The organism is Halonatronum saccharophilum DSM 13868 (assembly GCF_000517025.1).
GTDB classification, from domain to species: Bacteria; Bacillota; Halanaerobiia; order Halobacteroidales; family Halobacteroidaceae; genus Halonatronum; species Halonatronum saccharophilum.
Genome location: NZ_KI912092.1, coordinates 88,724 through 114,627 on the forward strand (window position 1 = coordinate 88,724; position 25,904 = coordinate 114,627).

The 25,904-nt window shown below is 32.5% G+C and carries 25 protein-coding genes and 3 tRNA genes; 3 read left to right on the top strand and 25 right to left on the bottom strand.

What is annotated here, in order from left to right; genetic code table 11:
• The first annotated feature begins 228 nt into the window (after positions 1-228).
• From HALSAC_RS0102500 to HALSAC_RS0102510, 3 genes are all read left to right on the top strand, one after another.
• Positions 229-305, top strand: a tRNA-Pro gene (locus HALSAC_RS0102500).
• Positions 306-419: 114 nt separating this feature from the next.
• Positions 420-496, top strand: a tRNA-Arg gene (locus tag HALSAC_RS0102505).
• A gap of 105 nt (positions 497-601) precedes the next feature.
• Positions 602-686, top strand: a tRNA-Tyr gene (locus tag HALSAC_RS0102510).
• A gap of 50 nt (positions 687-736) precedes the next feature.
• Here HALSAC_RS0102510 and splB read toward each other — a convergent pair.
• From splB to HALSAC_RS0102645, 25 genes are all read right to left on the bottom strand, one after another.
• The gene (gene splB, locus HALSAC_RS0102515; protein ID WP_027338942.1) at positions 737-1,750 is read right to left on the bottom strand and encodes a spore photoproduct lyase; all 1,014 of its coding nucleotides are present in this window, start codon (positions 1,748-1,750) and stop codon (positions 737-739) included.
• 140 nt (positions 1,751-1,890) lie between these two features.
• Positions 1,891-5,367 carry an HD domain-containing protein gene (locus HALSAC_RS0102520; protein ID WP_027338943.1) on the bottom strand — a complete coding sequence of 1,159 codons (3,477 nt, stop codon included), beginning with the start codon at positions 5,365-5,367 and terminating at the stop codon, positions 1,891-1,893.
• Positions 5,368-5,390: 23 nt separating this feature from the next.
• Positions 5,391-5,540 carry a hypothetical protein gene (locus HALSAC_RS17330; protein ID WP_211231283.1) on the bottom strand — a complete coding sequence of 50 codons (150 nt, stop codon included), beginning with the start codon at positions 5,538-5,540 and terminating at the stop codon, positions 5,391-5,393.
• A gap of 109 nt (positions 5,541-5,649) precedes the next feature.
• Positions 5,650-6,135 carry a hypothetical protein gene (locus tag HALSAC_RS0102530; protein WP_027338944.1) on the bottom strand — a complete coding sequence of 162 codons (486 nt, stop codon included), beginning with the start codon at positions 6,133-6,135 and terminating at the stop codon, positions 5,650-5,652.
• Positions 6,136-6,550: 415 nt separating this feature from the next.
• On the bottom strand, positions 6,551-7,408 hold the full coding sequence (dat, locus tag HALSAC_RS0102535) for a D-amino-acid transaminase (protein WP_027338945.1): 858 nt from the start codon (positions 7,406-7,408) through the stop codon (positions 6,551-6,553).
• A 43-nt stretch (positions 7,409-7,451) separates the two neighbouring features.
• Positions 7,452-7,910, bottom strand: coding sequence for a tRNA (uridine(34)/cytosine(34)/5-carboxymethylaminomethyluridine(34)-2'-O)-methyltransferase TrmL (gene trmL, locus HALSAC_RS0102540; RefSeq protein WP_027338946.1), 459 nt, complete (start codon positions 7,908-7,910; stop codon positions 7,452-7,454).
• A 31-nt stretch (positions 7,911-7,941) separates the two neighbouring features.
• Positions 7,942-8,286 carry a hypothetical protein gene (locus HALSAC_RS0102545; RefSeq protein ID WP_027338947.1) on the bottom strand — a complete coding sequence of 115 codons (345 nt, stop codon included), beginning with the start codon at positions 8,284-8,286 and terminating at the stop codon, positions 7,942-7,944.
• 172 nt (positions 8,287-8,458) lie between these two features.
• The gene (locus tag HALSAC_RS0102550; RefSeq protein ID WP_211231284.1) at positions 8,459-9,391 is read right to left on the bottom strand and encodes a DUF362 domain-containing protein; all 933 of its coding nucleotides are present in this window, start codon (positions 9,389-9,391) and stop codon (positions 8,459-8,461) included.
• A gap of 248 nt (positions 9,392-9,639) precedes the next feature.
• Positions 9,640-10,137: a superoxide dismutase family protein gene (locus tag HALSAC_RS0102555; RefSeq protein WP_027338949.1), complete on the bottom strand. Its 498-nt coding sequence runs from the start codon at positions 10,135-10,137 to the stop codon at positions 9,640-9,642.
• Between the two features lie 113 nt (positions 10,138-10,250).
• On the bottom strand, positions 10,251-11,393 hold the full coding sequence (locus tag HALSAC_RS0102560; protein ID WP_027338950.1) for a DUF362 domain-containing protein: 1,143 nt from the start codon (positions 11,391-11,393) through the stop codon (positions 10,251-10,253).
• A 195-nt stretch (positions 11,394-11,588) separates the two neighbouring features.
• Entirely contained in the window at positions 11,589-12,590 is a 1,002-nt protein-coding gene (locus HALSAC_RS0102570; protein ID WP_027338951.1) for a hypothetical protein, read from the bottom strand.
• 95 nt (positions 12,591-12,685) lie between these two features.
• Positions 12,686-14,395, bottom strand: a complete 1,710-nt coding sequence (locus HALSAC_RS0102575; protein ID WP_027338952.1) for an NADH-dependent [FeFe] hydrogenase, group A6 — start codon at positions 14,393-14,395, stop codon at positions 12,686-12,688.
• 40 nt (positions 14,396-14,435) lie between these two features.
• The gene (gene nuoF / locus HALSAC_RS0102580; protein WP_027338953.1) at positions 14,436-16,238 is read right to left on the bottom strand and encodes an NADH-quinone oxidoreductase subunit NuoF; all 1,803 of its coding nucleotides are present in this window, start codon (positions 16,236-16,238) and stop codon (positions 14,436-14,438) included.
• Positions 16,239-16,266: 28 nt separating this feature from the next.
• Entirely contained in the window at positions 16,267-16,635 is a 369-nt protein-coding gene (locus HALSAC_RS0102585) for a (2Fe-2S) ferredoxin domain-containing protein (RefSeq protein ID WP_027338954.1), read from the bottom strand.
• Positions 16,636-16,642: 7 nt separating this feature from the next.
• On the bottom strand, positions 16,643-17,185 hold the full coding sequence (locus HALSAC_RS0102590) for an ATP-binding protein (RefSeq protein WP_027338955.1): 543 nt from the start codon (positions 17,183-17,185) through the stop codon (positions 16,643-16,645).
• A gap of 1 nt (position 17,186) precedes the next feature.
• Positions 17,187-17,684 carry an NADH-quinone oxidoreductase subunit NuoE gene (nuoE, locus tag HALSAC_RS0102595; protein WP_027338956.1) on the bottom strand — a complete coding sequence of 166 codons (498 nt, stop codon included), beginning with the start codon at positions 17,682-17,684 and terminating at the stop codon, positions 17,187-17,189.
• Between the two features lie 245 nt (positions 17,685-17,929).
• A complete protein-coding gene (gene rfaE2, locus HALSAC_RS0102600; RefSeq protein ID WP_035571210.1) occupies positions 17,930-18,409 on the bottom strand; it encodes a D-glycero-beta-D-manno-heptose 1-phosphate adenylyltransferase in 480 nt (159 codons plus the stop codon).
• 5 nt (positions 18,410-18,414) lie between these two features.
• Positions 18,415-19,398 carry a bifunctional heptose 7-phosphate kinase/heptose 1-phosphate adenyltransferase gene (locus tag HALSAC_RS0102605; protein WP_027338958.1) on the bottom strand — a complete coding sequence of 328 codons (984 nt, stop codon included), beginning with the start codon at positions 19,396-19,398 and terminating at the stop codon, positions 18,415-18,417.
• Positions 19,391-19,990, bottom strand: coding sequence for a D-glycero-alpha-D-manno-heptose-1,7-bisphosphate 7-phosphatase (locus HALSAC_RS0102610; RefSeq protein ID WP_027338959.1), 600 nt, complete (start codon positions 19,988-19,990; stop codon positions 19,391-19,393). The genes HALSAC_RS0102605 and HALSAC_RS0102610 overlap by 8 nt, the downstream gene beginning before the upstream one ends.
• Positions 19,991-20,004: 14 nt before the next feature.
• Complete coding sequence (locus HALSAC_RS0102615) at positions 20,005-20,556, bottom strand: hypothetical protein (protein WP_027338960.1); 552 nt, start codon at positions 20,554-20,556, stop codon at positions 20,005-20,007.
• Positions 20,557-20,713: 157 nt separating this feature from the next.
• Positions 20,714-21,772: an HD-GYP domain-containing protein gene (locus HALSAC_RS0102620; protein WP_027338961.1), complete on the bottom strand. Its 1,059-nt coding sequence runs from the start codon at positions 21,770-21,772 to the stop codon at positions 20,714-20,716.
• A 139-nt stretch (positions 21,773-21,911) separates the two neighbouring features.
• On the bottom strand, positions 21,912-22,178 hold the full coding sequence (locus tag HALSAC_RS0102630) for an HPr family phosphocarrier protein (RefSeq protein ID WP_027338962.1): 267 nt from the start codon (positions 22,176-22,178) through the stop codon (positions 21,912-21,914).
• A 296-nt stretch (positions 22,179-22,474) separates the two neighbouring features.
• The gene (locus tag HALSAC_RS0102635) at positions 22,475-23,011 is read right to left on the bottom strand and encodes a nitroreductase family protein (protein ID WP_027338963.1); all 537 of its coding nucleotides are present in this window, start codon (positions 23,009-23,011) and stop codon (positions 22,475-22,477) included.
• A 164-nt stretch (positions 23,012-23,175) separates the two neighbouring features.
• A complete protein-coding gene (locus HALSAC_RS0102640; protein ID WP_027338964.1) occupies positions 23,176-24,795 on the bottom strand; it encodes an alkaline phosphatase family protein in 1,620 nt (539 codons plus the stop codon).
• 333 nt (positions 24,796-25,128) lie between these two features.
• Complete coding sequence (locus HALSAC_RS0102645) at positions 25,129-25,884, bottom strand: DUF4198 domain-containing protein (protein WP_027338965.1); 756 nt, start codon at positions 25,882-25,884, stop codon at positions 25,129-25,131.
• Positions 25,885-25,904 lie beyond the last annotated feature (20 nt).

Genomic DNA, 25,904 nt, shown 5'->3' on the forward strand with positions numbered 1-25,904 from the left:
ACAGACACTGACACTATTTTTTATATACATCGCAACTCTTATAATAAATTCCTAAAAAAGCTTAAATAAATAAGGCTATTGTTTGAAATTTAATTGACAATGACAATCATTAATGATACATTTTTGTTAGCAAGATAAAATATTGTATAAATTTTTTCTTGACATCTCCGATTAAATTATCTATAATAATATTTGTCGCGTTTAAAGTGACGTCTCCATTAATCTTATCGGAGCATGGCGCAGTTTGGTAGCGCACCTGGTTTGGGACCAGGGGGTCGCAGGTTCAAATCCTGCTGCTCCGACCATTTACAAGTTGACAATGAACAATGGATAATTGAAAGTTAATAGCCTAAAAGAGAAAAATTTTAAGAACCTAATGTTATGTTTGTTCTAACTATCAACTATCAGTTTTTTAATATGCGCCTGTAGCTCAATCGGATAGAGTGGCAGACTTCGAATCTGAAGGTTGGGGGTTCGATTCCTCCCGGGCGCGCCATTACAATCAATCAAAAATTAATACTAAAGAATTAAAGGTTAATAATGAAGATTTAAAAGATTTTAAAAATTATTAATTCTTATCTCTTATTTATTAATTAAATATGGAGGGGTTCCCGAGTGGCCAAAGGGAGCAGACTGTAAATCTGCCGGCGAAGCCTTCAGAGGTTCAAATCCTCTCCCCTCCACCATTTATCAATCTGATTACTATCAGATCTTTTTCATTTTTTGGACAGTTATTTTAAGTGAAATACTCTATACTAGAGTTAGGAAATAACTCTTCAATATTCTCTTCCATAAACTCCTTCATCTCCTGAGCTTCACCTTCTGGATAAACATATTTGCCAAAACCTTTATGACTATACCTTTCTTTATCTAACTTTAAACTACTATTAGGAAATCTAGCTTCAATTAAATTCTTCGATCTTGTTGTAAAGCGATGCATTATTAATTCAAAGGTTAATCTATCATCTTCAGGAGACTTCAATTCTTTATGAAGTCTTAGTAACATCTCTTTATATTCCTCTTTCCAACCATCATAAATCATCAAAGGGGCAATAATAAATCCTAACGGATATCCAGATTTTTGTATCTTATTTGCCGCTGATATCCTCTCATCTAAAGATCCTGTTAGGTGTTCAAAACTTTTAATAACATAACTTGAATTAATGCTAAAGCGAAACTTAGTATTATTATTATGATCTATATCTAAAAGATCATCTACAAAGGGGAATTTTGTTACTACTCTAAGTCTGCCTTTCTCCTCTTTACCAAAGAACTCTATCATCTTTTTTAAATTTCCAGTTAAATGCTCAACACCTACAGGATCTGAAGAACTACTTGCTTCAAAACTAACTACTTCTCCTTCACCTTTTTTAATATGCTTTTTAACTGCTTCTAGTATTTCATCTATATTTACATAGATTCTCAGATAAGATGCTGATCCTAAGTTCTTAGCTAAATAACAATATTCACACTTACCAGGACAACTGGTATTGGTTACAACTCTATAATCAGCAGAAGGTTTACAGGACTTAAACCTTAGTGTCTTCTTCACTCCTACTGCCAAGGTTTCCTTAGTCCAATTAAAGAGTTCTATAGGGCTCATCTGTTCTTTAGGATTAAGTCTATTATGGGATTCTATATATTCTACTGGTATTCCCTGCTTCTTAAAATCTTCATCTAGCTTTTTGGTCAAGGCATATTCCAAAGCACCCTCTTCAATAAATACACGCTTAGGGATAAATTTCTTCACCGTACACCTCCATTCTAAAATTAATCTTTACATTAATTATGTTGGCCCAATCTAGGATCTTTTAAACCTTAAATTCATATACTAATCTACGATAATATAAAACAAATTAAAATTACTTGCTAATGAATATCCTTAATAATTTAACCTTCAATATAATTATTTAAAATATTACAATACTCTGGATTTAGAAGGTCTTCTCCAGTATACTTAAACTTAACAAGAAATTCTGTTGTGAAGTAATTATTAGAATTTCTTCTTAAATAATTATTTAATGCAAATAGCTCCTGATACAGATAGTCATTTTTTTTAGCAAGCCATTTACATAAGAAATTACATTTATCACCTTCACATTTATCTTTACTAATTTTAATTTGAATTATTTCTTCTTCACTAGGTTTTAACTCATTTAAACAGACATATTTGCACTTTTGTGATTTTGTTTGTGTTAATTGTTTAGCATTTATAAATATAGTTAATATAATTTTTTCCTTAATAGTCCCTGGTTTTAAATAGCTAACTTTATTTATTAAAAAATAAATGAATTTAATATTTAAAAACAACAAATTAGAATTACAGTTTAATTTTAAATTAAACTTAATTAAAAATAAACTAATTATTAGATAGTAAATGTGACGATTTTCATATTTTGTCTCAATCTGATATTGATCTATCAATTCATGTGATATCCAATGAAATTTTGTTGCATCAGACATATAAGCTAAATTATTTTCTAATATTGCCAAGGTAATTCTATTCTTAGACATATCTAATAAATCAGCTACCCTTAACGCTACTTTAATATATTTCCTACTAACTAACGAATCTTTTGCTTCTGATTTAATACTATAAATATCTGTAACTCCATAACCATGTGCCTCTGAAACTTCTGCTACTAATTCTCTGATACTACTTTGAACAAATTTCAAATCATTACTAGTTCTAATATGCTTAGCACTATTTTGAGAATGATTATTTCTTACATGCATCTCAAAAAATTCATCTAATTTTTGATAATATCTTACCAATAAATCTTTAACTTCTTTTTTATTATCATATTCTACTTCTCTTTTAAATTCAGTGTATATCAAATTAGAATCAGAGTTAGAATTATTATTAAAAACACTCTTTAAATCTGGGTGAGAAACCATTGCTATATCATGTAAATAACAAGCTATAAACAAAATATAATAATCTATTTGCTTAATTGTAAAATAATCGATTGAATTTATAAATCTAACTGAATTTTTTATTAAATCGGCCCCATGTTCCTGATTGTGCAATGTATAAAAATGTAAAAATTTTGACCCATTCTTCCACATCTCACTTGTATACCTATGTACTTCTATTAAATTATCAATTAGCTTTGGCTTACTTACAAAACTATTGTAATAATCTATAACTTCAAATAACGTATAATCAATTGTATCTAAATCATTAATATCTATACCAGTAATATCATTCAAGAATTTATCAGTTTTAAAATTTCTATTCCTTAAATACACAAGTATCTTAAATTCTGAATAAGTTAATGGTTTATTGTCTAATTTTCCAATTTGAAGCTTATCATTTAAAACAACATTAAAAACCTTTGAAAAAATCGAATTTAGAACCATTCTATATAATTCTGAATCATTATTCACTACCCATTTGTAGCATTCTTTTAATTTTTCATCATTTTTTAAATTTTGATTACCCTCTAACTGTTCTTCATTCGATAAATATTTGTTGTAATTGTAAAAATTACAATCTACACCATCTTCCATAAAAAATTTGATAATATTTTTAACATAATCTAATTTTCTTTCTTTATGTACCCCATTAACCCTAGGAAATACTATGTTAACTCTTTTTTCAATACTGTTATATTTATTAACTCTGAAATATTCACTTTCCTTAATATTAAATCTACTGCATACTTTAGAAAAGTATGCTATTTCTTTATAAGCTTCATTATAAATCGATTGATCAAAATTATTTGTTTTATTTTTTATTTTTTTATAATAAATTTCAACCAAGCATTTTTCTTTTTTATCTTCTTTTTTATCTTCTTTAATATTCTTCAAATTTCTCAAATAAAATAAATATTCACTTGAAAATATATCTTCATCATAATGTTTAAAAAATTTCTCTATCTCCTTTTTATTCATCTTTTCAAGGAGATTATTAATATCTTTACTAGAAATTTGATTGTCTTCTCTATAACTCATTAACTTTCTTCTAAACTTAAAGAATTTCTTGAAGCGAACTAAAAGTTTTTTATGATTACTATTATCTTTCTTATCTATACGTTCAATTCTATCTGTCTCTTTTTCTACTGATTCTTCTAAAGTTTCGAATTTACTTTTTAAACTAATATCCTCAATGTCTTCAAATGTTGACCATAACTGTCTTGCTCCAAGGGATGCTTGTCTACTAAGATATCTTAAATACTGTTCCCCATTATCATCTTCTTTAATTTCTGACAATTTACTTTTATTATTTGTATGAACTTCTATTTTATAATCAATATTTTTAGAAAAATTCTTTATTTCCTCTCTAAATTTGCAATCTGGTAATTTAAAACACTCTTCACTATTACCATTTCTAGATAATCTATCATTTAACTGTTGTAGTTTTCTATTTAAACTTTTTAGTTTATCTTTAAATTTTTCTTGTTCTTCTCTTAAATCTTTTGAGGAGTCAATATATATAACCGAGTCATCTACATAATAAAATGATCTACCATTAAATTCTTTTTCAAATTCTTTTGCTACTTCTATCATACAAATATTTCCCCAAAAATAAGCTTGGGGTAAACCTTGTACAATTCCAACAGAATAGTAATCACCATTGTCCTTTATGCTTTTATACTCAGTAGATAAACTATAATATTCCTCTCTTGCATTTGAACAATTTTCTAAATTAATAACTTTAAAATATAATAGTTTATATAAAACAACCTTTAAACAATCAAATTCTTCATCTGAAAACCTAATCGATAACTTTTCTAATACATATCTATAAATAATATATGGATTAATTGATGGAAAAAAGTTTTTTAAATCTAAAGTTACTTCATAGTTATATTCTCCAGTCTCTAAGTAATTAGAATAACTATTTGTTATATCTTTTGAATATCTTTTATACATTTTCTGCCACGGTTTAAATAATGACTTTGCCTTTAACGAAGGAATATTACCATAAAAATTACTTGGAATTAATTTACTTAAATCTGATAAAACTAATTTGCCATTTTTTTCACTTTCAAGTTCATCAAAATCATATATAATAGGATTTAACATTGCTACTATAGCAATTTGAGTGTAAAGGTCACTTGTATGTAAGGGTCTTGATTCAACCTTTGCTTCACTTATATATTTTTTAGGTCTAAGAAAAACAGAAATTTCAAAAAGTTTATCCTTTAATATTACGTCATTTATTTTTTCTATGACTTTATTCATTACTTCATTAATTTCTTCATAATTTAATTTATCCTTTAACTTACATAACTTTAAATAATCACCTTTATTTAATAAATCACGTTCAAATATATATGAATCAACTGAATATATTGCCATATATAAATTTTTAGGATTAACAATATTTTTATACAGCTGATTTTCTTTTGTTATCTTCATCCTTTGCATTCCCTTCTGAAATCCTATTTTTTTAATTTTTCTTCATCTTTTTCATTTTTATCTTTGCTTAACTCTATCAATTCCTCGTATCTACTGTTATCATATTGAATAACTTCAACACAACTATTTTTTTCATCATTTACTTTATCAAAAACATCTATATTTCCTTCCAAATAATCACAATTAGAATCGTACTTCCATAAGTTATCAAATATTATTTCTATCCCCTTTATATTTTTCTCTTTTAACTCTTTAACTATTTTCTTAATAAAACTTCTCTTTCTAATTAATTATTCTTAATATTTCTTCAAATTCTTTCTCTTCAAATTCTTTCAACGAAAACTTGTAATGGTTAGATGTTTTTTTATCATTATTAATTTGATAAATACATTCGATATAAATATTTCTCTTATCTTTCACTTTATAAAAATTGCCTTCACTAAATATTTCGATATCTCTTGAAGTAGAGTTATTTTTATATAAAAATAATTCATCTACTATTACTTCTTGTAAATTTTCAATTTTTTGTTCTTTTAACTCCTCTATCATTCTTTCAATAATATTTCTTTTTCTAAGTATTATGTTTAACAACTCTTCAAAATCTTCTATTGATTCATTTAAATAGCTTTCATTGTACTTATAATTTTGATTAGTATTAATTAAGTAAAAAGAAAATAATTTTATTATTTCTTTTGTTTTATCAAATTCATTAAATAACTCCAGTAAATTTTCTACCTTTTGTTTAAACGCTTCCCCTCTATTACCCATATTTTATATTACTCCTCCTTTACCATTATAATCTAAAGTTTTCACTACTAACCATCATTTTTCCTGCTTATTTTTTATATAAATTGTATTTATTCTTTTACATTTGCTTTTTCAACAAAATACTACTATATAATTAATTGTTAATTTTCACATTCTAACTTAAAATAAAAAATTGACAGAATAACTTTAATCTCAATTTTCTTAAGAACTTAAAACTAATCATTTGATATAGATAAATTATTGATTAAAATATTACTAACCTCTTTATATTCTTGTCAAGAACTTGTCGGCACTTATCCGAACTTGGTCTGCGTATATGCCTTTGACTTTAAATTTCTTGAAATTCAACTTCAAAATTATAGTTCCCTCAATAACAAAAGAGAGTTAACTGTTAACAGTTAACTCTCTTTTTATCTTAAAAATTATCTGGATTACTTTTATACTCCCTATAAAGAACATTCAATTCTTTAGTAACATCTCCTACTACCCCATCACCTATCTTCTTTCCATCAACCTCTACAACACCCAAAACCTCTTTGGTTGTACTTGTAATGAAGACCTCATCAGCATTATATAGGTCTTCTAGTGAGAAAGGATCTTCAACAGCTGAAAACCTCTCTCTAGCTAATTCAAAGACTATCTCTCTGGTAATACCACTTAATATCTTATTGGTCACTGGATGGGTTATGATAACACCGTCTTTAACTATAAAGATATTACTACCAGTACCTTCTAATACAATATCATTATCAGAAATAAATATTCCTTCAAAGGCTCCCTTCTCGCTAGCCTCTTGGCTTGCTAGAATATTTGGAAGAAGGTTTATAGTCTTAATATTACAACATCCCCATCTGTTATCAACTAAAGTAACTACAGATACACCTTTCTCTCTAATCTCATTAGGTAGAGACTTAGGAGGTAATAGATACATAACCAAAGTCGGCTCTAAAGTATAAGAAAAGTTATGATCTCTTGGGGCAACCCCTCTAGTTACCTGTATATAAAGACTTCCTGATTTGTTCTTATCACTTCTCTTTATAACCTCAAAAGCAATCTCCTTTAGATCTTCAACGCTATAGTCTAAATTAATTCGAATTAATTCAGCACTATTAATTAACCTCTTAAAGTGTTCTTCACCCTTAAATAATATTCCATCATATAACTTTATAACCTCATAAACTCCATCACCAAATTGAAACCCTCTATCTTCTAATGAAATACTTGCCTTATCTAATTCAACAAAATCACCACTTATGTAAGCTATCTCTTTCATTATTGCCTCCTTATATTAATAATAGGATATGATTACTAAGTTCTTAAACTAGCCCTTTAAACCCAGTCTGTCTTAAGGCTTCATAGATTACTATCGACACAGAATTTGCTAAGTTTAAAGACCGAGTACCTTCCTTCATTGGTATTCTAATACAGTTATCAGAATACTTCTTTAAAATATCCTCAGGGATGCCTGTAGTCTCCCTACCAAAGATAAAGAAGTCTCCTTCTTTGTACTCAACTTCGGTATGAAACTTCTCAGTGAAATTGGTCGCAAAATAAAAGTTACTTCCTTTATTCTTTTCAAAGAACTCTTCTAAGTTATCATAATAATAGATATCAAGGCTATCCCAATAGTCCAAACCTGCTCTCTTAACTGCTTTCTCATCAGTAGAAAAGCCTAAGGGCCTAATTAGATGCAGACTGGCACCGGTACAGGCACAAGTTCTCGCAATATTTCCTGTATTAGGTGGTATCTGTGGTTGAAATAATACTATATTCATCTCTTCCTCCTCTTTTATTAAAATAAAATGACTATCTAACTAGCCACTTCTTTCCTTCTTCTATTGTAATAAATTGTTCGATTTCTATACAATCATCATACCTTCTCTTCCATAACCTAAATTTAAATTTGCTAATTAATTCTGGTAACACCAAAGCTACTTTAGAAAGATTAATCTTTGACATAGTTTTTATAAATATATCAAAATCACTATCTTCTAAGTTCACTCGCCGAAGATCCAAAAGAATTCTTTCCTTATGAGAATTTAGCTCAATCAATTCACCAACCTTCCTACAGATAGCTTTTCCTTCTTCACAATCTATTATATCACTTCCAGTGATAATTATAAAATTTTCTTCCCCCTTTAGTCTATACATCTTTATCCCTCCCTTCAATACTTTTACCCCTATTATAGTATTAAAGGAAGAATAATTTCGTGCTAGGTAGTAATAAAATAAACTTTATTACTACAGCTGTCAGCCACCAGTCGTCAGCTAAGTTCAAAAACTTAAAATTCTTTAGCTGATAGGGCTGATGACTGATAGCTACTTAAGCTTTCCTCTCCAAATGAACCGGTAATATCTCGCTCTTATCTAAGATTATCTTATACTCATAGGCAGCTAAGGAGAATTTCTCTTCTGCTTTATTAAGGGGCATCCCCTTTAACTCTACTTTACGTAGATCACCTTCTCCTATGTTTGCCCGAATTAAATTATGTAAATAGTGAACAGCCTGTTGACGAAATCCTAATAACCTTGCCCCAACCACATCAGTAGCTACTGGGTCAGTACCTACTACTACTAAATTGGCGTCTACAGGCTTTCCTTTAGATGGACCTGTCCCTACCATTCCGTTATCTCCACTTAATATAGTCAAATCAATAGGTATCAACTTACCCATCTCTGTGATGAATTCATGTAAATATTCATGAATTCCTAAGTTAGCTTTAGGAAAACCATGCAATTCTGCTGGGGGCCAAGCTAAGGCAATATTTTTAATGCCTAAAGAGACAGTAGACTCTTCGTGGTGTTTAATTTGGGTATAAGAGATTATGCTATCACTCTCTGTTAATAACTTATTCAACTTTATCTTCTTAATTATAGGGTGGTCAATCTCAAACTCTTCATACGGGCCAAAGTTCAGATCAACAAAATCTACCCCTTCTTCATAGATAACCTTCTGGTATCCCGTCTTCTTCATTACCTCCTTATTATCTGCCCCACCAGATCCAGTAGCTATAACTATTCTACCAGGGTTCTTTCCTTTTACATATTTAATCAACTTCTGCAATGATTGTGGGCCAACTACTGTGCCAGTCTCTGGGGCATTAGTATTTACCCAATTTGGTGTAATAGTAACGGTATCGCCACTAGATATTATCTCATCACTAGATAGCATATCCAATAATCCACTAATCACATCCCCTTCTATCCCCTCACCAATTCCAACCTGTGGCTCATTAAACCTTCTCTTTCTAATCATTGTATTTATACCTCCTGAATTTAAATAGTAATAAAGCATAGCTTTATTACTGGTGATGAGTAATGGGTAAAACCTTAAGAAAACAGAAACCCCTTTGTTCCCTGAGACTTATAAGAGGTTTTGAGATTTTGACTTTACTCATTACTCTTAACTCATTACCCATTACTAGTGGCACGAAAGTGACACTTTATTACTATTAATCCCCCATACTATTAATATCATTCCCTACTTCCAAGAAATAAATACAATCAAAGCCACTTTATAACTCCACAGGCTAATCTTCTTCCAGCATCACCGGCTGGTTGGGTTCTAAAGTCATTGGGATTCTTATGAATTATAACAGATCTACCTACTACATCCTCTACTACAAACCTATTTGTAAATACATCCATCTTTGCTACACCGTCATTCGAAAATAAATTTGGTAAATCTCCAGCATGGTTACCATGAGGCTGATCATTAGGATCATAATGTCCTCCAGCAGCTTGAAAAGGATCTTCAGGATCTCCTACTTCACATGTGCCAAATTCGTGAACATGAAAGCCATGTGGTCCAATAGGATCCTCATCATTTGTTGCAGGTCTGTAAGGGGGAAGACCTTCTATCCTTGCTGATACTACAGTCCCCTTTCTCGTTGGTCTAAAGTAGACCAACCCTTCTATATCTAGAGCCAAAGGTCCACCAAAGACTCTAGCAACTCCAACCCTTTTTAACCTAGGTAATAAACCTTTATTTAAGTTAGACATAAACTTCTCCCTTCTTTCTTATAAAGCACTTTATACTATAATATGTCTAACTCATTATCCTGTGCATATTGATAAAGTCATCTTACTAATCCTTATCTCTTAATTCTTAATTCTTACCTCCCCCTTATTCTCCTTAAAATCCTTACCAAAGGATGCTCCTTTACAACCACTGCCTCTTTAGGACAGAGTTCTTGACAGCATAGACACTTAATGCATCCCTTCTCCTCAATGACCAACCCATTATCCTTCTCAACTATCACATCTTGAGGACAACTCTGAACACAGAAACCACACTTTATACAGTCCTTTTGGACTATTACAGGCTGAGACATTAATGAATTAAATAAAGGACTTAATATCCACCTAGGGATAAGACTCAATATAGCATTAGAAGGCAGGTTATACTTCTCATCTCCTCCTTCAAAGTCACCAAGAACCTCAATCTGATCGAAGGATGTTGGCCCAAGCCCTCTTTGATAAGCAAGTCTAGTAATAGGAATATCTCCATATTTATAACCCAAAAAGGATGCAGCAACACCATCTAAAGCTACTGAATTTTGACTTGCTAATATAACCCCAACCTCACAAGGAGTACCTGTTGCTCCAGGGCCATTTCCTTCTAAACCCATAACCCCATCCATAATTGCTAGACCAGGTTTGAGCAAAGAATAGATATCAACAATTATACCTGCAAAATCTTCTGGATGAGGATATAACTTATGATACTCAGCCTTCTTCATCCCCGGTATACAACCATATAAGTTCTTAATAGCCCCTGTAAATAGAGTAAGGCTATGAGTCTTAAGCTTAGGAAGAGTAATGATCAGATCAGAATCTAATAAAACCTTTGGAAAAGGAAAAGATTCCTTAGAAAACTCCCCCCGCAGGTTTTGAATATCTTCTCTATCAAAGTTCACCATCTCTACCCCCATCTCATCACAGACCTCTTCTACTCCTGTCGCTTTAAAAGAAGCTTGAGTTAGAGATTTGTCCACCATCATTCCTCCTGAGCTCTCTCCTACTTTAACTATTCCCCCTGCCTCTTTAATCAATTTAATAACTGCTTTTAAGATTAGTGGATGAGTAGTAATACTATGCTCTGGACTATGTGGACTTAAAAGATTAGGTTTAATTAAAACCTTATCCCCCTTCTTAACAAAACTCTCTATACCACCTAAATAATCTAAAGATTCTCTAACCTTTTGATCTAACAACTCTTCTTCATATCCATTACAAGTTACTGCTGCCACCTTCATTAGAACTCCCCCTTAAGATAAATTAGCCAATAGATCAGCTAAACTTCCACCTGATATATAATAGATAACAATTACCAACACAACTACCAAAGTTGCTAAAATACCTTCTTCAAACATATTCATTATCTCACCTTCCAATTTATTTTTAAAATAAATGAAAAAAATCCTTCCTTAAATTTAAGGAAGGATTCATAATCAATCTCTTTCGGTTGCTAAATTATAACTTCTTCTATTTCCTCTAAACTCCTCTTTTCTAGTAAGATCTATCAAAGATAAACTACCTCTTAGAGAAATTACTGAGACAAAGGCTGTCATACCAAGCTTTCCTCCAAGGCCTCCTAAATAAGGTGTTGTAAAGATAAAAATCAATGCTGTAATAATCCCAGAGATCAAAACTAAAAATTCATTATCTAAAATATCCTTTGAGGACATTCCAGCAAAAGATGCACAAAATGCCATCAAAGCCAGTTGAGTACCTAAGTCACCATAAATTAGAGGTAACACTATACCAGCTAACAACCCAACTATTGCTGAACTTAAAACCGGACCTTTATTAAAACGAACACTTAATACATAAGTGCCAACAGCCCCACAGATAGAGTATATTATAAGCAAAGTTGATATATTTAAGTCTGGAATGCTCCCACTTAAAAATTCTACTCTATTAAATAGCCCTACTAAAATAGAACCTGTAAAAGCAATAGCCCCAAGTTTCCCACCGATACCACTAAAATAATTATCTACTAAAATAAATATGAGTCCACTTATAAATGCAGCCAAAAATAATTGTCCATAGGATATAAAGATTAGATTAGAAGCCATCCCAACAAAGGAGCCACAAAAAACTTCAACCTCATACTTAGATATAATAATAGCCCCTAGCAAACCAACTACAGCTGAAGCAACAATTGGTCCCATCCCCATATTTATATTTAAATAAAAGGTGAATAAAGCACTTAAGACAATAGATATAACTCTTATAGAATCCTTTATATCAATCTCAAAATCACTCTTATTAAAGGAAATAAACTCATTAAATATAGTAATTCCTTTTTGATAAACTAAAGCAAAAAATATTAGAAATTTAACTAAAGATAATAGACCCAAAGATTGTGTACCAATAACCCCTACCAATGAATGAGAGACAAAGATTATTGCTGTAATATTTAATAAAATAAAACCTAATAACAAATACATTATACTCACCCCAAATCCCTTACAATTTAATTCTCAACCATTATACCATAAGAAGAGCAGATAGAAAAGTCTATCTGCTCAATTTTTAAACATTGTTAATTCTTGTCTCTCTTCTTATATCTTGTATGAAGCAAATGGTGCGATTCGCCACTTAATGGCTCTCCTAAGAAATCATCATATAATTTCTTAATCTCTGGGTTCTTATGAGATTTTCTAACCTTTCCACTTTCATCAATATTTCTTAATCCTTGGGCACGTTTCTTCTTAATCTCATCATTAGTTGGTAATGGTTGACCTCCACCACCAACACACCCTTTTGGACAAGCCATTACTTCAATAAAATCATATTTGCTCTCTCCAGCTCTAACTTCATCAAGGATCTTAGCAGCATTTGCTAAACCATTAGCAATTACAACATTAACAGTTTGATCGCCAATTTCCAATGAAGCTTCTTGAATTCCATCAAAGCCTAGACCAAGTCGGTCTAATGATTCACCTGTCAATTCTTCCTTTACAGTCCTTAAAGCTGCTTCTGTTACTCCACCAGTAGTTCCAAAGATAGTAGCAGCTCCAGTAGATGTACCTAAGATACTGTCATACTCTTCATCTTCTAAAGTAGAGAATTCTATCCCCATCTCTTTAATCATTCTAGCCAATTCACGAGTAGTTAAAACTGCATCAGTCTCTAATCCACCCTCTTGTAACTCTTCACGATTCATCTCAAACTTCTTAGCTGTACAAGGCATAATTGCTACTGTATAAACATCTTCTGCATCTATGCCCATCTTCTTAGCATAGTAAGTTTTAGAGATAGAAGAGAACATTGACATTGGAGATTTGGCACTTGATAAGTTCTCAATTAAATCATGATAATTATGCTCACAGAACTTAACCCATCCTGGACAACATGATGTAATATGAGGTAACTTCTTCTTACCTTTAAACCTTTGGATAAATTCATTACCCTCTTCCATAATAGTTAAATCAGCCGCAAAGTCTGTAGAGAATACCTTGTCAAAGCCTAATCTTCTTAGGGCAGCTGCTAATTTACCAGTTACAACAGTTCCTGGCTCCATACCAAACTCTTCACCCATAGTTGATTGAATAGAAGGTGCAGTCTGAACGATAACATGCTTGCTATCATCATCTAAAACATTCCATACTTTTTCTCGACAACGATTCTCTGTAATAGCTGCTGTAGGACATACTGTAGCACATTGCCCACAGTTAGCACAGTTAACCTCGCTTTGAGGTAGATCGAAACCTGTAGTTACAATAGATTCAAATCCACGTTGAGTAAACTCTAATGCAGATACCCCTTGCACCTCTTCACAGACCCTTACACAACGTCCACAAAGTATACATTTGTTAGGCTCTCTTTTAAGAGAAGGGCCAACATCATCAACTGGTAAATCTCTAACCTCACCTTCAAAGTCAATTCTAGTAATACCTAAGTCATGAGTAATATCTTGTAGTTCACAAGTTCCGTTTCTATCACAACCTAAGCAATCATTAGGGTGATTAGCAAGTAATAATTCTACATTTGTTCTCCTTGCAATTCTAGCCTTTGAACTATTTGTAACGATCTCCATTCCATCATTAACTGGAGCTACACAAGAAGCTAATAATCTTCCGCTTTTTGCATCTTCAACTACACAGACCCTACAAGATCCATGCAGAGATAAACTTGGATGGTAACAAAGAGTTGGAATCTCAATTCCCAATTCACGAGCTGCTTCCAATAAGGTAGCTCCTTGCTCAACCTCAACTTGTTGACCATCTATAGTCAAAGTAATGGTATCCATTCTTTATTCACTCCTTCTTATTTTCTTAGTCTCTTAATATTTAAGCTTGGCTTATAGCGTCTACTGGACATTTTGGCTCACAAGCTCCACAAGATATACACTCATCTAAATCGATAATATGAGCTTGCTTAGGAGCACCTTCAATAGCATCTACTGGACAAGCCTTAGCACATAAAGTACATCCAATACAAGCATCCTCATCTACTACATATCCATTTAAAAGATCATCACAAGCACCAGCTGGACACTTTTGCTCATGGATATGAGCTTCGTACTCATGACGGAAATACTTTAAAGTACTTAAAACTGGGTTAGGAGCCGTTTGACCTAATCCACACAAAGAAGTCGATTTGATATTCTCAGCCAACCTTTCTAGCTGTTCAATATCTCCATCTCTTCCCTCTCCAGAAGTAATTCTATTTAAAATTTCTAACATTCTCTTAGTACCTTCACGACATGGAGTACATTTACCACAAGACTCACTTTTGGTAAAGTTTAAAAAGAACCTTGCTACATCAACCATACAAGTCTCTTCATCCATAACAACCAATCCTCCAGACCCCATCATAGCTCCAGCTTCAATTAATGAATCATAATCAACTGGCAGGTCTAATAGATTCTCTGGTAAACACCCACCAGATGGTCCACCAATCTGTACAGCCTTAAACTCTTTACCTCCTGAAATACCTCCACCTATATCATAGATAATCTCTCTCATAGTGATACCCATTGGCACTTCAGCAAGACCAGTATTATTGATCTTTCCAGTTAAAGCAAATACCTTAGTTCCCTTACTTCCTTCAGTACCTACACTATTAAAGCGAGATGCTCCTTCTCTAATAATTAACGGTATATTTGCTAAAGACTCTACATTATTGATATTTGAAGGCTTACCCCATAATCCTTTCTGCGCCGGGAATGGTGGTCTTGGACGTGGCATACCACGCTTACCTTCAATAGAAGCCATCAAAGCAGTCTCTTCACCACAAACAAAAGCTCCTGCTCCTGCTTTGATCTGTAGCTTAAAGCTGAAATCACTGCCAAATAAATTGTCGCCTAATAATCCATATTCCTTAGCTTGATCTATTGCATTTTGCAATCTTTTGATTGCTAAAGGATATTCTGCACGGACATATACATATCCCTCATCAGCACCAATGGCATAAGCACCAATTGCCATACCTTCAATGATAGCATGAGGATCTCCCTCTAATAAACTTCTATCCATAAATGCACCTGGATCACCTTCATCGGCATTACAAATTATATACTTTTTATCACCTTCTGTATCATGGGCAAATTGCCATTTAAGACCTGTCGGGAATCCTCCCCCTCCACGACCTCTTAGTCCTGATTCCTTAACCTCTTCAATAACCTCTTGAGGAGTCATCTCTGTTAAAGCCTTACCTAAAGCCTCATATCCACCTTCAGCTATATACTCGTCTATACTCTCAGCATCTATGTGACCACAGTTAGCTAGGGATAATCTTTGTTGCTTCTTATAGAAGTCTATCTCTTTATAAGATGGTATATTCTCTTTAGTTGTTGGTTCTTTATATAATAACCTTTGAACTATTCTTCCTTTTAAGATATGCTCTTCTACCAACTCTTCCATATCCTCTGGAGTAACTTGACAGTAAAATACTCCTTCAGGATAAAAGATCATTATTGGCCCTTTTTCACAGAAACCATGACATCCAGTCTCTACTAACTTAACTTCAGTAGCTAAATCATGCTTCTTTAACTCTTTAACCAAAGCATCTTGTGCTTCTTTACAACCAGAAGAAACACATCCTGTCCCTCCACAGATCAAAACGTGAGATCTATATATTGATTCTCCCATTATCTATACCTCCTTTAATGACTTATAATTATTCCTTATCTGCTCTTGCAATAGCTAAATCTTCCACAATATTTCCGTTTACAATATGTTCAACTACTATCTTTACTATATCTTCAGCCTTTAAATTCCCATAAGTAATCCTATCTTCACCTGGTAACTCTACATCTATTAATGGTTCTTTTTCACACATACCTATACACCCAGTTTGAGTGATAATCACATCTAAATTCCTTCTATTTATCTCTGCCATAAGCTCCTTAAGGAGTGCTCGAGCCCCTGCCGCAATACCGCAAGTTCCCATTCCAACAGTAACCTTAGCTTTATTCTCTGTCTTTCTAGCCTGTAATTCCTTTTGAGCCTTTTCTCTTAATTTTTTTAACTCTTCTAATGATTTCATTAATAATTCACCCCCGCAATTCTTTTAATCCTTCAGTTAAGTAATTATCGATCCAAGATAGAATTTCCTGATTATTAATAGCTAACCCTCCAAGTTCATCCCTTATCAATCTAGTATTAAAACTAAACTCTTGCCCATCTACAGAATGAATATATATTAAATCTAGATTAGGGTTAAGGGCCAACAAGGTAATAATAGTGCCTACCATATCACCTAAAGGTGGTCTATCAATATGAGAATACTTAAATTGAGCGACTACTTCTGTCCCTTGATCAAGCTTAGAATCTAACTCTAAATCCCCTTCACAAGCCTCTGCAATAGCCTTAAATAAAGATAGACCCAATCCTACCTTACGGGTCTTACGCGAGGTTACAAAGGGATCTAAAACCTTCTCTTTCATCTCTTCACTCATCCCACACCCATCATCACTTATCTTTATTCCTAGAATATCCTCTTCTATCTCCTCATCAATTGATAACTTGATTAAACTAGCTTGAGCAGCTATAGAATTTTGGATAATATCTAAGATATGAAGTGATAGCTCTCTCATATTACTCTTTATACTGAGCTAAAATTTCTGGGATGTCGTCAGCACCAAGGCGACCATGAGTATCATCATTAATCATTATTACTGGAGCTAAACCACAAGCACCTATACAAGCAACTGATTCTAAAGTAAACTTAAGGTCTTCAGTAGTCTCTCCATCATCAACACCTAACTCTTCTGTAATCTTATCTAGAACTTCACCTGCTCCTCGAACATGGCAAGCAGTTCCCATACAAACACGGATGATATTCTCACCACGTGGCTCTAAGTGAAACTGTGAATAGAAGGTTACAACTCCATAAACCTGACTAAAGGAAAGGTTCAACTGATTTGCAATCTCCTTAATTACATCCTGTGGCAAATATCCATACTCATCTTGCGCTTTCTGTAAAACAGGGATAAGGTCTTTCTCCTTCTTCTCATATCCCTCTAAAATTTTCATCAATGGAGCAAAATACTTCTCCTTACTTTCTGCTGAATTTCCACACTGGCATTGGCCCATTATATATTCCCTCCTTTAATAAAGTTTGATGATAATCTATATTATAATTATCATTGTTACCAAACTAATATGAGTTATAACGTAAAATGAAATTAAAACATCAAGTGTTTGATAATGATATTCAAAATCATAATGTGAATTAATTCACATTATGCACTTGTTAATTATACATCAACGAATTGCGAAGTGTCAAAATTGTTATTCTTTTAACAAAATATCGCATATAAATAAGAGACCCTAGCCTCTTATTTATATGTTTTTAATATTTTCTCTATTATATTAGTTGTTGAAGCACCTTTAACCTCTAAAAGAAGTTCAATTTTGCCACCGTAATCTTTGACCACTTCAGATTCTGGAAGATCGTCAACCTTATAGTCTCCACCCTTCACATAGATATCAGGTTTCAAGGTTTTTATTACTGCTTTTGCAGTCCTTTCTGAAAAGATTGTTACATAATCAACCATCTCTAAGGATAACAGAAGCTCAGCCCTCTCTTCTTCAGGTAATAGCGGTCTCTTCTCTCCCTTTAAATCTTTAACAGAAGAGTCACTGTTTAATCCAACGACCAATATATCACCTTTAGCTTTGGATTCCTTTAAATAGCGAATATGTCCTACATGCAATAAATCAAAACAGCCGTTGGTAAAGACTATCTTAGCTCCCTCTGCTCTTTTTTTATCTAAAATTGATTTTAAACAATCAATTTTATAAATTCCATTATCCATATACATCAACCCTTCATAACTTCTAATAACTCTTCTTTACTTACAGTAGCTACACCCGACTTTCTTACAACAATACCAGCAGCATAATTTGATAACTCCATAGATTCAATCCAATCCATCCCACTACCTAAAGCTAAGGTTAAGCTCCCTATCACAGTATCCCCAGCACCTGTAACATCAAAGACTTCAGTATAATTAGATGCAGGTATATGCTCACTTCCCTTATCACTAAAGATCTGCATCCCTTCTCCTCCTAAGGTGATTAATACAGCCTTAGCCTTTAATTCTTCTTTTAACTTCCAACCTGCTCTTTCTACATCTTCTTTTGAGCCTAGTTTAAATCCAACAGCTACCTCAGCCTCTTCCTTATTAGGAGTGGCAATTGTAATCTCTTTAAACTCCTTTAATTCATACCTCGAATCTACAGCAACTACTTTATTAAAGGTATTAGCCAACTTTATAGTTTCTCTCTTTATCCTAGGTGTAAAGACCCCATTTCCATAATCAGAAAGGATTACAGCATCCATCTTATCCATAATAGATTTAACATAAGATATTATCTCATCTTCAATCTTTGTTGAAATATCATCCTTCTTAACCTTATCTACTCTGACAATCTGTTGCTTTACAGTCTGACCTCCACCAGCAAGAATTCTAGTCTTAACAGATGTTGGCCTTTGTTTATCAATTATCAAACCATCTGTAATTATCCCTTTATCATTAAGGACATTTATCAGGTCTTTCCCAACCTTGTCATCACCTATAACACCTGTTAGATAGACTTGTCCACCTAAAGACGCTACATTATTAGCTGCATTGGTTCCCCCACCAGGTAAGATCTTATTATCCTGATGCTCTAAGATTATAACAGGAGCTTCTCGAGACAAACGTTCAGGCTGACCTATAATAAATTCATCTGCAATCATATCCCCTAATACCAATACCTTTTTATCAGAAAACCCATCCAAAAGTCTTTCTATATTATGCATCCTGCTCACTCTCTTCGATATCCATTAAGATCCATTCAACTGCATCAAGAAGGTCTTCAGCTATATAGTCAGGCTCTACTTGCCAACTATCTCTTTCTTCTTTATAAGCTCCCATTCCATAGCCAGTTAAGACCAAAATACCTTTGGCCCCTACTTTATGACCAACTTCAACATCACTAATTTTATCACCTATCATATAGGACTTCTTTAGATCTAAGTCTAATTCTTCAGCACCTTGGTCTAACATACCTGTCTTAGGTTTACGGCAATTACAATCCTTTTTAAACTTACCTTCTCCTACTCTAGGATGATGATGACAATAATAAATTTCATCCAAATAAGCCCCATCAGCTTCTAATAAAGCTTCTAATTTACCGTGAACTCTGCCGATCATCTCCTCTTCAAAGTAACCTCTAGCTACTCCCGCCTGGTTTGTAGCCAAGATAGCTTTAATTCCTTTTTGATTTAACCTCTTGATGGCCAGAGAAGTTCTTGGTAATAATTCATATCTTGCAGGATGGTTTACATAACCTATCTCCTTACTTACAGTTCCATCTCTATCCATAAATACTCCTATTTCATTATACTTCATCTTATCCCTCTTCCTTAGAAATAATTTCTAAATCCAACTACTAATCCTTCTGCATCTTTAGCACCTGCTAATCTTCTATGTCCAGCTTCTAAGGACCAATTTCTTGTTAACATATAATTAAACCCGAATTCAAAACCAAGAATGTCATCTGTCTCTTTAAGCAATACAGTTGCTCCTCCATTTACCTTTAGATGCCTAGATAAACTTTGTGAGGCTATTAAGCCAATTCTAGGTTTCTTATTATCGATATTATTAATATCAATTTGATAGCCTGCTAAAAATGATAAATCAAACTCTGAATCAGAAATCATATTGAATTTCAAATCTAGATTTAAAAATTCTTTATTATTAGAATGATGATATAATGACAAGAAAGCTAAAGTTGAACTTAATGAAAAGTCACTCTCAAGTGTAAATGCTCTTTTATCCCCAGCTTCACTCTGTAAATTAAAAGCAATAGACTTCTCACCAGCATTTACTTCTCCTTTGTACATTGCCTCTGAAGTGCTTATACTTATTATTATAAAAAACAATACTAATGATACTATTACTCTATTTTTATACATAAAGATCCTCCTATATTTTTACCCTGGTGTATTTTTCTATTAATATCTCAATTAAACTAAGTGATATCAAGCTTATATAGCATAGCTTCATTAATAAATTTTACAATTGAATGAAATCATCCTATGAAATAAATAATTATATCATATACAACTACACTCAGATTGTCTTGACAATTTTTAAAGATTTGTTATGTACTAAATCAACCTCTTTAATCTCAGTTATAACTTCGCCATTTGAATCTTTAATCAACCTAATAATAGGTGAACTTAAATCTTCTTTATTAACATCTACAACCATACCTTCTTCTTCATTATTTAACTTAACTATTGTTCCAACTGGATAGGCAGCAATATGCTTAAATAAAGCAGCTACATACTCTGGGTTTAACTTAGTCCCTTTAAGCTCATCAATAATCTTAAGAGCCTCGTAAGGCATCAACATTTTTTTATATACTCGATCACTGGTCAATGCATCATATATATCAGCAACAGTAACTATCTGGGCCCATTTTAAGATTTCATCACCTTTTAAGCCACGAGGATAACCACTGCCATCAAGGTATTCATGATGCTGATAAGCAACATGTGCTGAAAGAACATTTATCCTCTTTTGCTTTCTGATTATATCATACCCATATTTAGAATGTTTTTTTACAATCTCGTACTCTTCATCATTTAGTTTTCCAGGCTTCATTATAATATCCTTATTGATCTTTATCTTTCCTATATCATGAAGAAAAGCACCTAAAGCAATTTTTTTAACTTCATCTAGAGTAAATCCAGTATCTAAAGCTATTAAGATTGAAATAATGGTTACACCAACTGAATGTTTAAAAGTATAATCATCATAACCTCTAATATCATTTAAATGTATAATAACATTATTTTGTAATAATAGTTCATCTAAAATAGAATCTACAACTTGAGAAACTTCTTCATAATCGATGTTGGCCCCATTCTTAATAGACTCCATTGTTTTTTTTACAGTCTTAATGGCCTCAGTTCTTGTCTTATCAGATATAGGCTCAGGTACTTGAAGATCTGGAAAATTTTCATCAACTATATATACCTCTTTAATATTTAAACCTTTTAATTGGTTAATATAGCTCTTCTTTATCTTCATCCCTGCACTTAACAATACTTGTCCATTTTTACCATAAATAGTCCTTGCTATTTTCATCCCGCTTTCTAAATTTTCAACTAAAATAAGCTTCATATTATCTCACCATTTCCTAAATTATTAACCCTAATCTGAAATTTTTAAATTAATATTGGACCTTAGCTGATTTTTAAAAAACTTACCACCATTACTTATTAATATATAACTTTTTAATGATTTTTTCAAATAAAAATACTTATTTTTCTCCAAATTTACCTTCTATTAGCTCTACTATACTATCTAAAGCTTCCTTAGCATCATCACCCTCTACTCTAATAGTTACCCACTCCCCATAACCTACCGCCAAAGACATTACACTTATAATACTTTTAAGATTAGCTTCACGATTTTGATGGATTATCTCTACCTTTGCTTCAAACTTATTAGCTATATCTATTAATAACGAAGCTGGCCTAGCATGTAAACCACTTTGATTAATTATTTGAACCTTTTTAGTTAACATTAGTCCCACCCCACCTTTTATTTATTTTATTTGATATTATTTCGCGATAGCTTCAAAAACTCCTTTTCAATAATCAAACATATATAATTAATTAAAATAACTATACCTAATATTACAACTTGAATTTTTTAGAAATATTTTTTAATTGCTACTTTTATTATATATAGCAAAAGGTATTTATATCACCAAAATGATGACTATAAATACCTTTTGTTAGCTATCAGCTGTCAACCTTCATTCATCAGCCAAGAGTCTTTAAGTTCTTTAATAGATAATAATAAAGCTACGCTTTAGTACTATTTTATATACCTTACTACATCAGATAATGATCTCTGTCTAGGCTTCTTTCCTTCACCATCTGCGTAACCAAGAGTAACAAAGCCATAGACCCTCAAGTCTGCGCCTAAATCCATTATCTCGCTGGCTTTTACTTCATCAAAGGCTCCTATCCAACAAGTTCCTAGCCCCATAGCAGTAGCTGAAATTAAGATGTTTTCAATTGCTGCTGCAGTATCTTGGATAACATATAGGTTGCGCCCTCTATCTCCATACTTTTTAGCTACTGTCACAGGTTTAGCACAGACTGCTATCAATACAGGAACCCCTTTAGACATCCAACTCTTATTGAAGGTAGACATTGTATCATCAACTAATTTTGTTATAACTCCTTCATTCTCTATTACGATAAATTCCCAAGGTTGAGAATTGCCAGCACTAGGTGCAGCTGTAGCTGCCTCCATCAGTTTTTCTACCTTCTCTTCCTCTACCGGTCTATCTAAATACTTTCTAATACTTCTTCTCTTTTTTAGTAATTCTATAATATTATACTCCATAATTTCACTCCTTTAAGTATGTATTTTCAACCTTATATAATTACAAATTTATATATCTTTTATATTATTATACCCCTTTTCTCAACTGGCTGCAAATTGATAGTAATAAAGCCCAAAATAAAAGTACTGATTGATCTTCAAGATCAATCGGTACTTTTTAAATACTACCATCTATACCTTAAACCAAAGGTTTCAAAATCCAAGAGATTTAAGTCTATATTATTACTAACTCTATAAGAGAGATTAGTCTTAGAGTCTCTTCCTCTAGCTATAGTATAATCTAAGGCTAATCTTCTAACTCTAATTTCACTTCTAAACTTTATTAGTGTGGAAAGATCATCATCATAACTTATCCCTCCACCTAACCAATGCCTTGTTAGATACCCACTATATATATCATACTCTCCCCACATATCATAGATATCATCTAAACTTATGTTGGCCCCTAATTGCACTCTGTATTTGGGAGAATAAGAAAATCTTGCTTTAAGATCTGGATTTTTATAATCATCCACCCATAAAGAGATTGAGTGTTTCTCCCTCTTAGGCTCTACATCTTCAAAGTTGACACCAGTTACCTTAGTACTAAATAATGAATCTAACCTCATATACTCATAATCATAAAGATGCTCTAAATTTGGCCCTTTTAAAAATATTGGTACTGTCATATCAATAGAGGTTATACCTTGGTGATTACCCTTTCTAACATAACCATCTCCCATTATCTTAGGAGCATTTAATACTGATATTATATCACCTACATTGGGGCTTTTAAATAAGTTGTAGATATTAACTGGTACTAAGGGATATTCTAATTTGTGAGTAAATTCCAACCATTGATCTTCTGTTAAGGGTTGGCCCTTATATCCAGCCTCATAATAACCAAATGTATCTACACCTTCATAAGAGTAACTTATCTTCTCATTCTTTATTTCAAAAATTATGCTACTCTCATTATGATAACCGATTATCTTGTTCTTCTTTTCTTGAATAAAGGTATAGTCAAGGGGAGTTTCCCTTAATAGCTTTTTAGCTATCTTAACTTTATCATCACTATTAGCTAGATAAATATTTGGATAAGAAAAGTTTAAGACATCATCTTTAAAAATCTCCTCCATCTCATCTTCAAAATCTACCCTCTCCCCAAAGGTCATCCCATGATCGGAGTAGATAATAACATTCACATCATCATCTAAATTACTCGCCATTTCACCAAAGTATTTATCAAATCTTCTAAACCATTTTCTTTGCTGGTTCTCTCCAAAAGCATGTCCATATGTATCGGTAGCAAACCAGTAGAACTCTACTACCCCATACTTATCAATTAAATCTGGTACATTCAATAGAGCTGGTCCTCCTAAATAAGATAGAACTGGATAACCATAAGCAAAGTTACTTCGAGCACGCCTAGATACTGTGTCTCTCATCTTCATAAAGACCGATATTTTGCCATGGCCCTCATCTGTCTCTTCATCATATCTATCCCAATCTATAAGCTCGCCTTCATATATTTTCTTGCCTTCCCTTATTCTTGTTGTTACTACTTGAGTAAAAGGTGGGAAGTAAGTTATTCCATAGTCAATAATATTGCCATTAGCAAAGAAAGAATTTAAGTTCTCTAACTCGCCTGCATTTAATTCATCTAAAAATAGCTCTGATGATATACCATCGACATGGATAACAAGGTACTTACCTCTATCTTCTCTTGCTTCTGTTATACCTATAAATACAAAAGAAGATATTATTACTAAAATAAAGCTAAGTATTAAAGTTCTAATTTTCATATTAAATTCTCCCTGCTATTTTATTATCTTTAATTATAAAGACTTCTACTAAAAATTGTTACCTATATCATTATATATTTTTAAATGATATATTTCAAGTTTGGTCTTTGCCTTCTTTATATTCAGGATCATCCGTAACCCTTTAAAATATCTATCATTTTTTCTCCAAAACAGAGGAAAAAGAATACATTAACTCAGGCATGCTTAAAATTAAAAGGTAATCCCCCTAAATAGTATGTAAAAAAAGGAACTGTATGGTTTTGAATTAACTCAAAGCTCATAGCACTCACAGCTAGTAATAGAGTGAAAATATATACCTTCAACCTCAAGATTCTAAATCTGTGGCAGATACAAGGTTGATCTAAAGAATACTCTTCTGACTAAAAAACCTAAATCTTCATCTAAACTATTAGCTGGAACCTCGTGATTAACCTTGAAAATATAATTATATCCTGGACTTATAGATAAGATTGCTTGCCCTTTATTATTAGTAATTATCGTCTGATACTCCGATTCATTATGCAAGTCTGGAAAGACTCTTCCCCCTGCTTCGTTAGATTGGAGTACTTTAATTCCTTCATCTGACAAAGAATCTCCATAATATCTGACCTCTACCTTAATCTCATTATTTTGCCTTATCTCTTCTAAAGTTGATAGAGGAATTATCTCTAGATCAAGGCCTAAATGATTATTGGCCCTCTGCGCTTCATCTCTAACCCAAGTAATTGCCTTAGCATAATCTCTATATTGGGATCTTCTAAATCTAGCAGGAGGTCTTATTGCCGAGAAGATATATGTGCCCTCTTGATCAAAACTTAGCTCTGATTTATAGAAGGTTTTCATATCTCTTAACTCAATTTCTTCTACTTGTCCTTTAGGGTCTTTGACTTTAAGTGTTAATTCAGCCATATCCCTCTCCTCTATAGAATCATCAGGATCTGCCCAGAATATATCAAATTCAACCTCTTCACTATAATTGACCGTCAAAGGAGCCTCAATCCAAGCGCAATGGGCCAACGCCACCGAAGGAACTCCTAATATAATAACTGCTAAAAATAATACTACAACAATACTTCTTCTCTTTAACATTACTTAAAACCTCCTTTTCA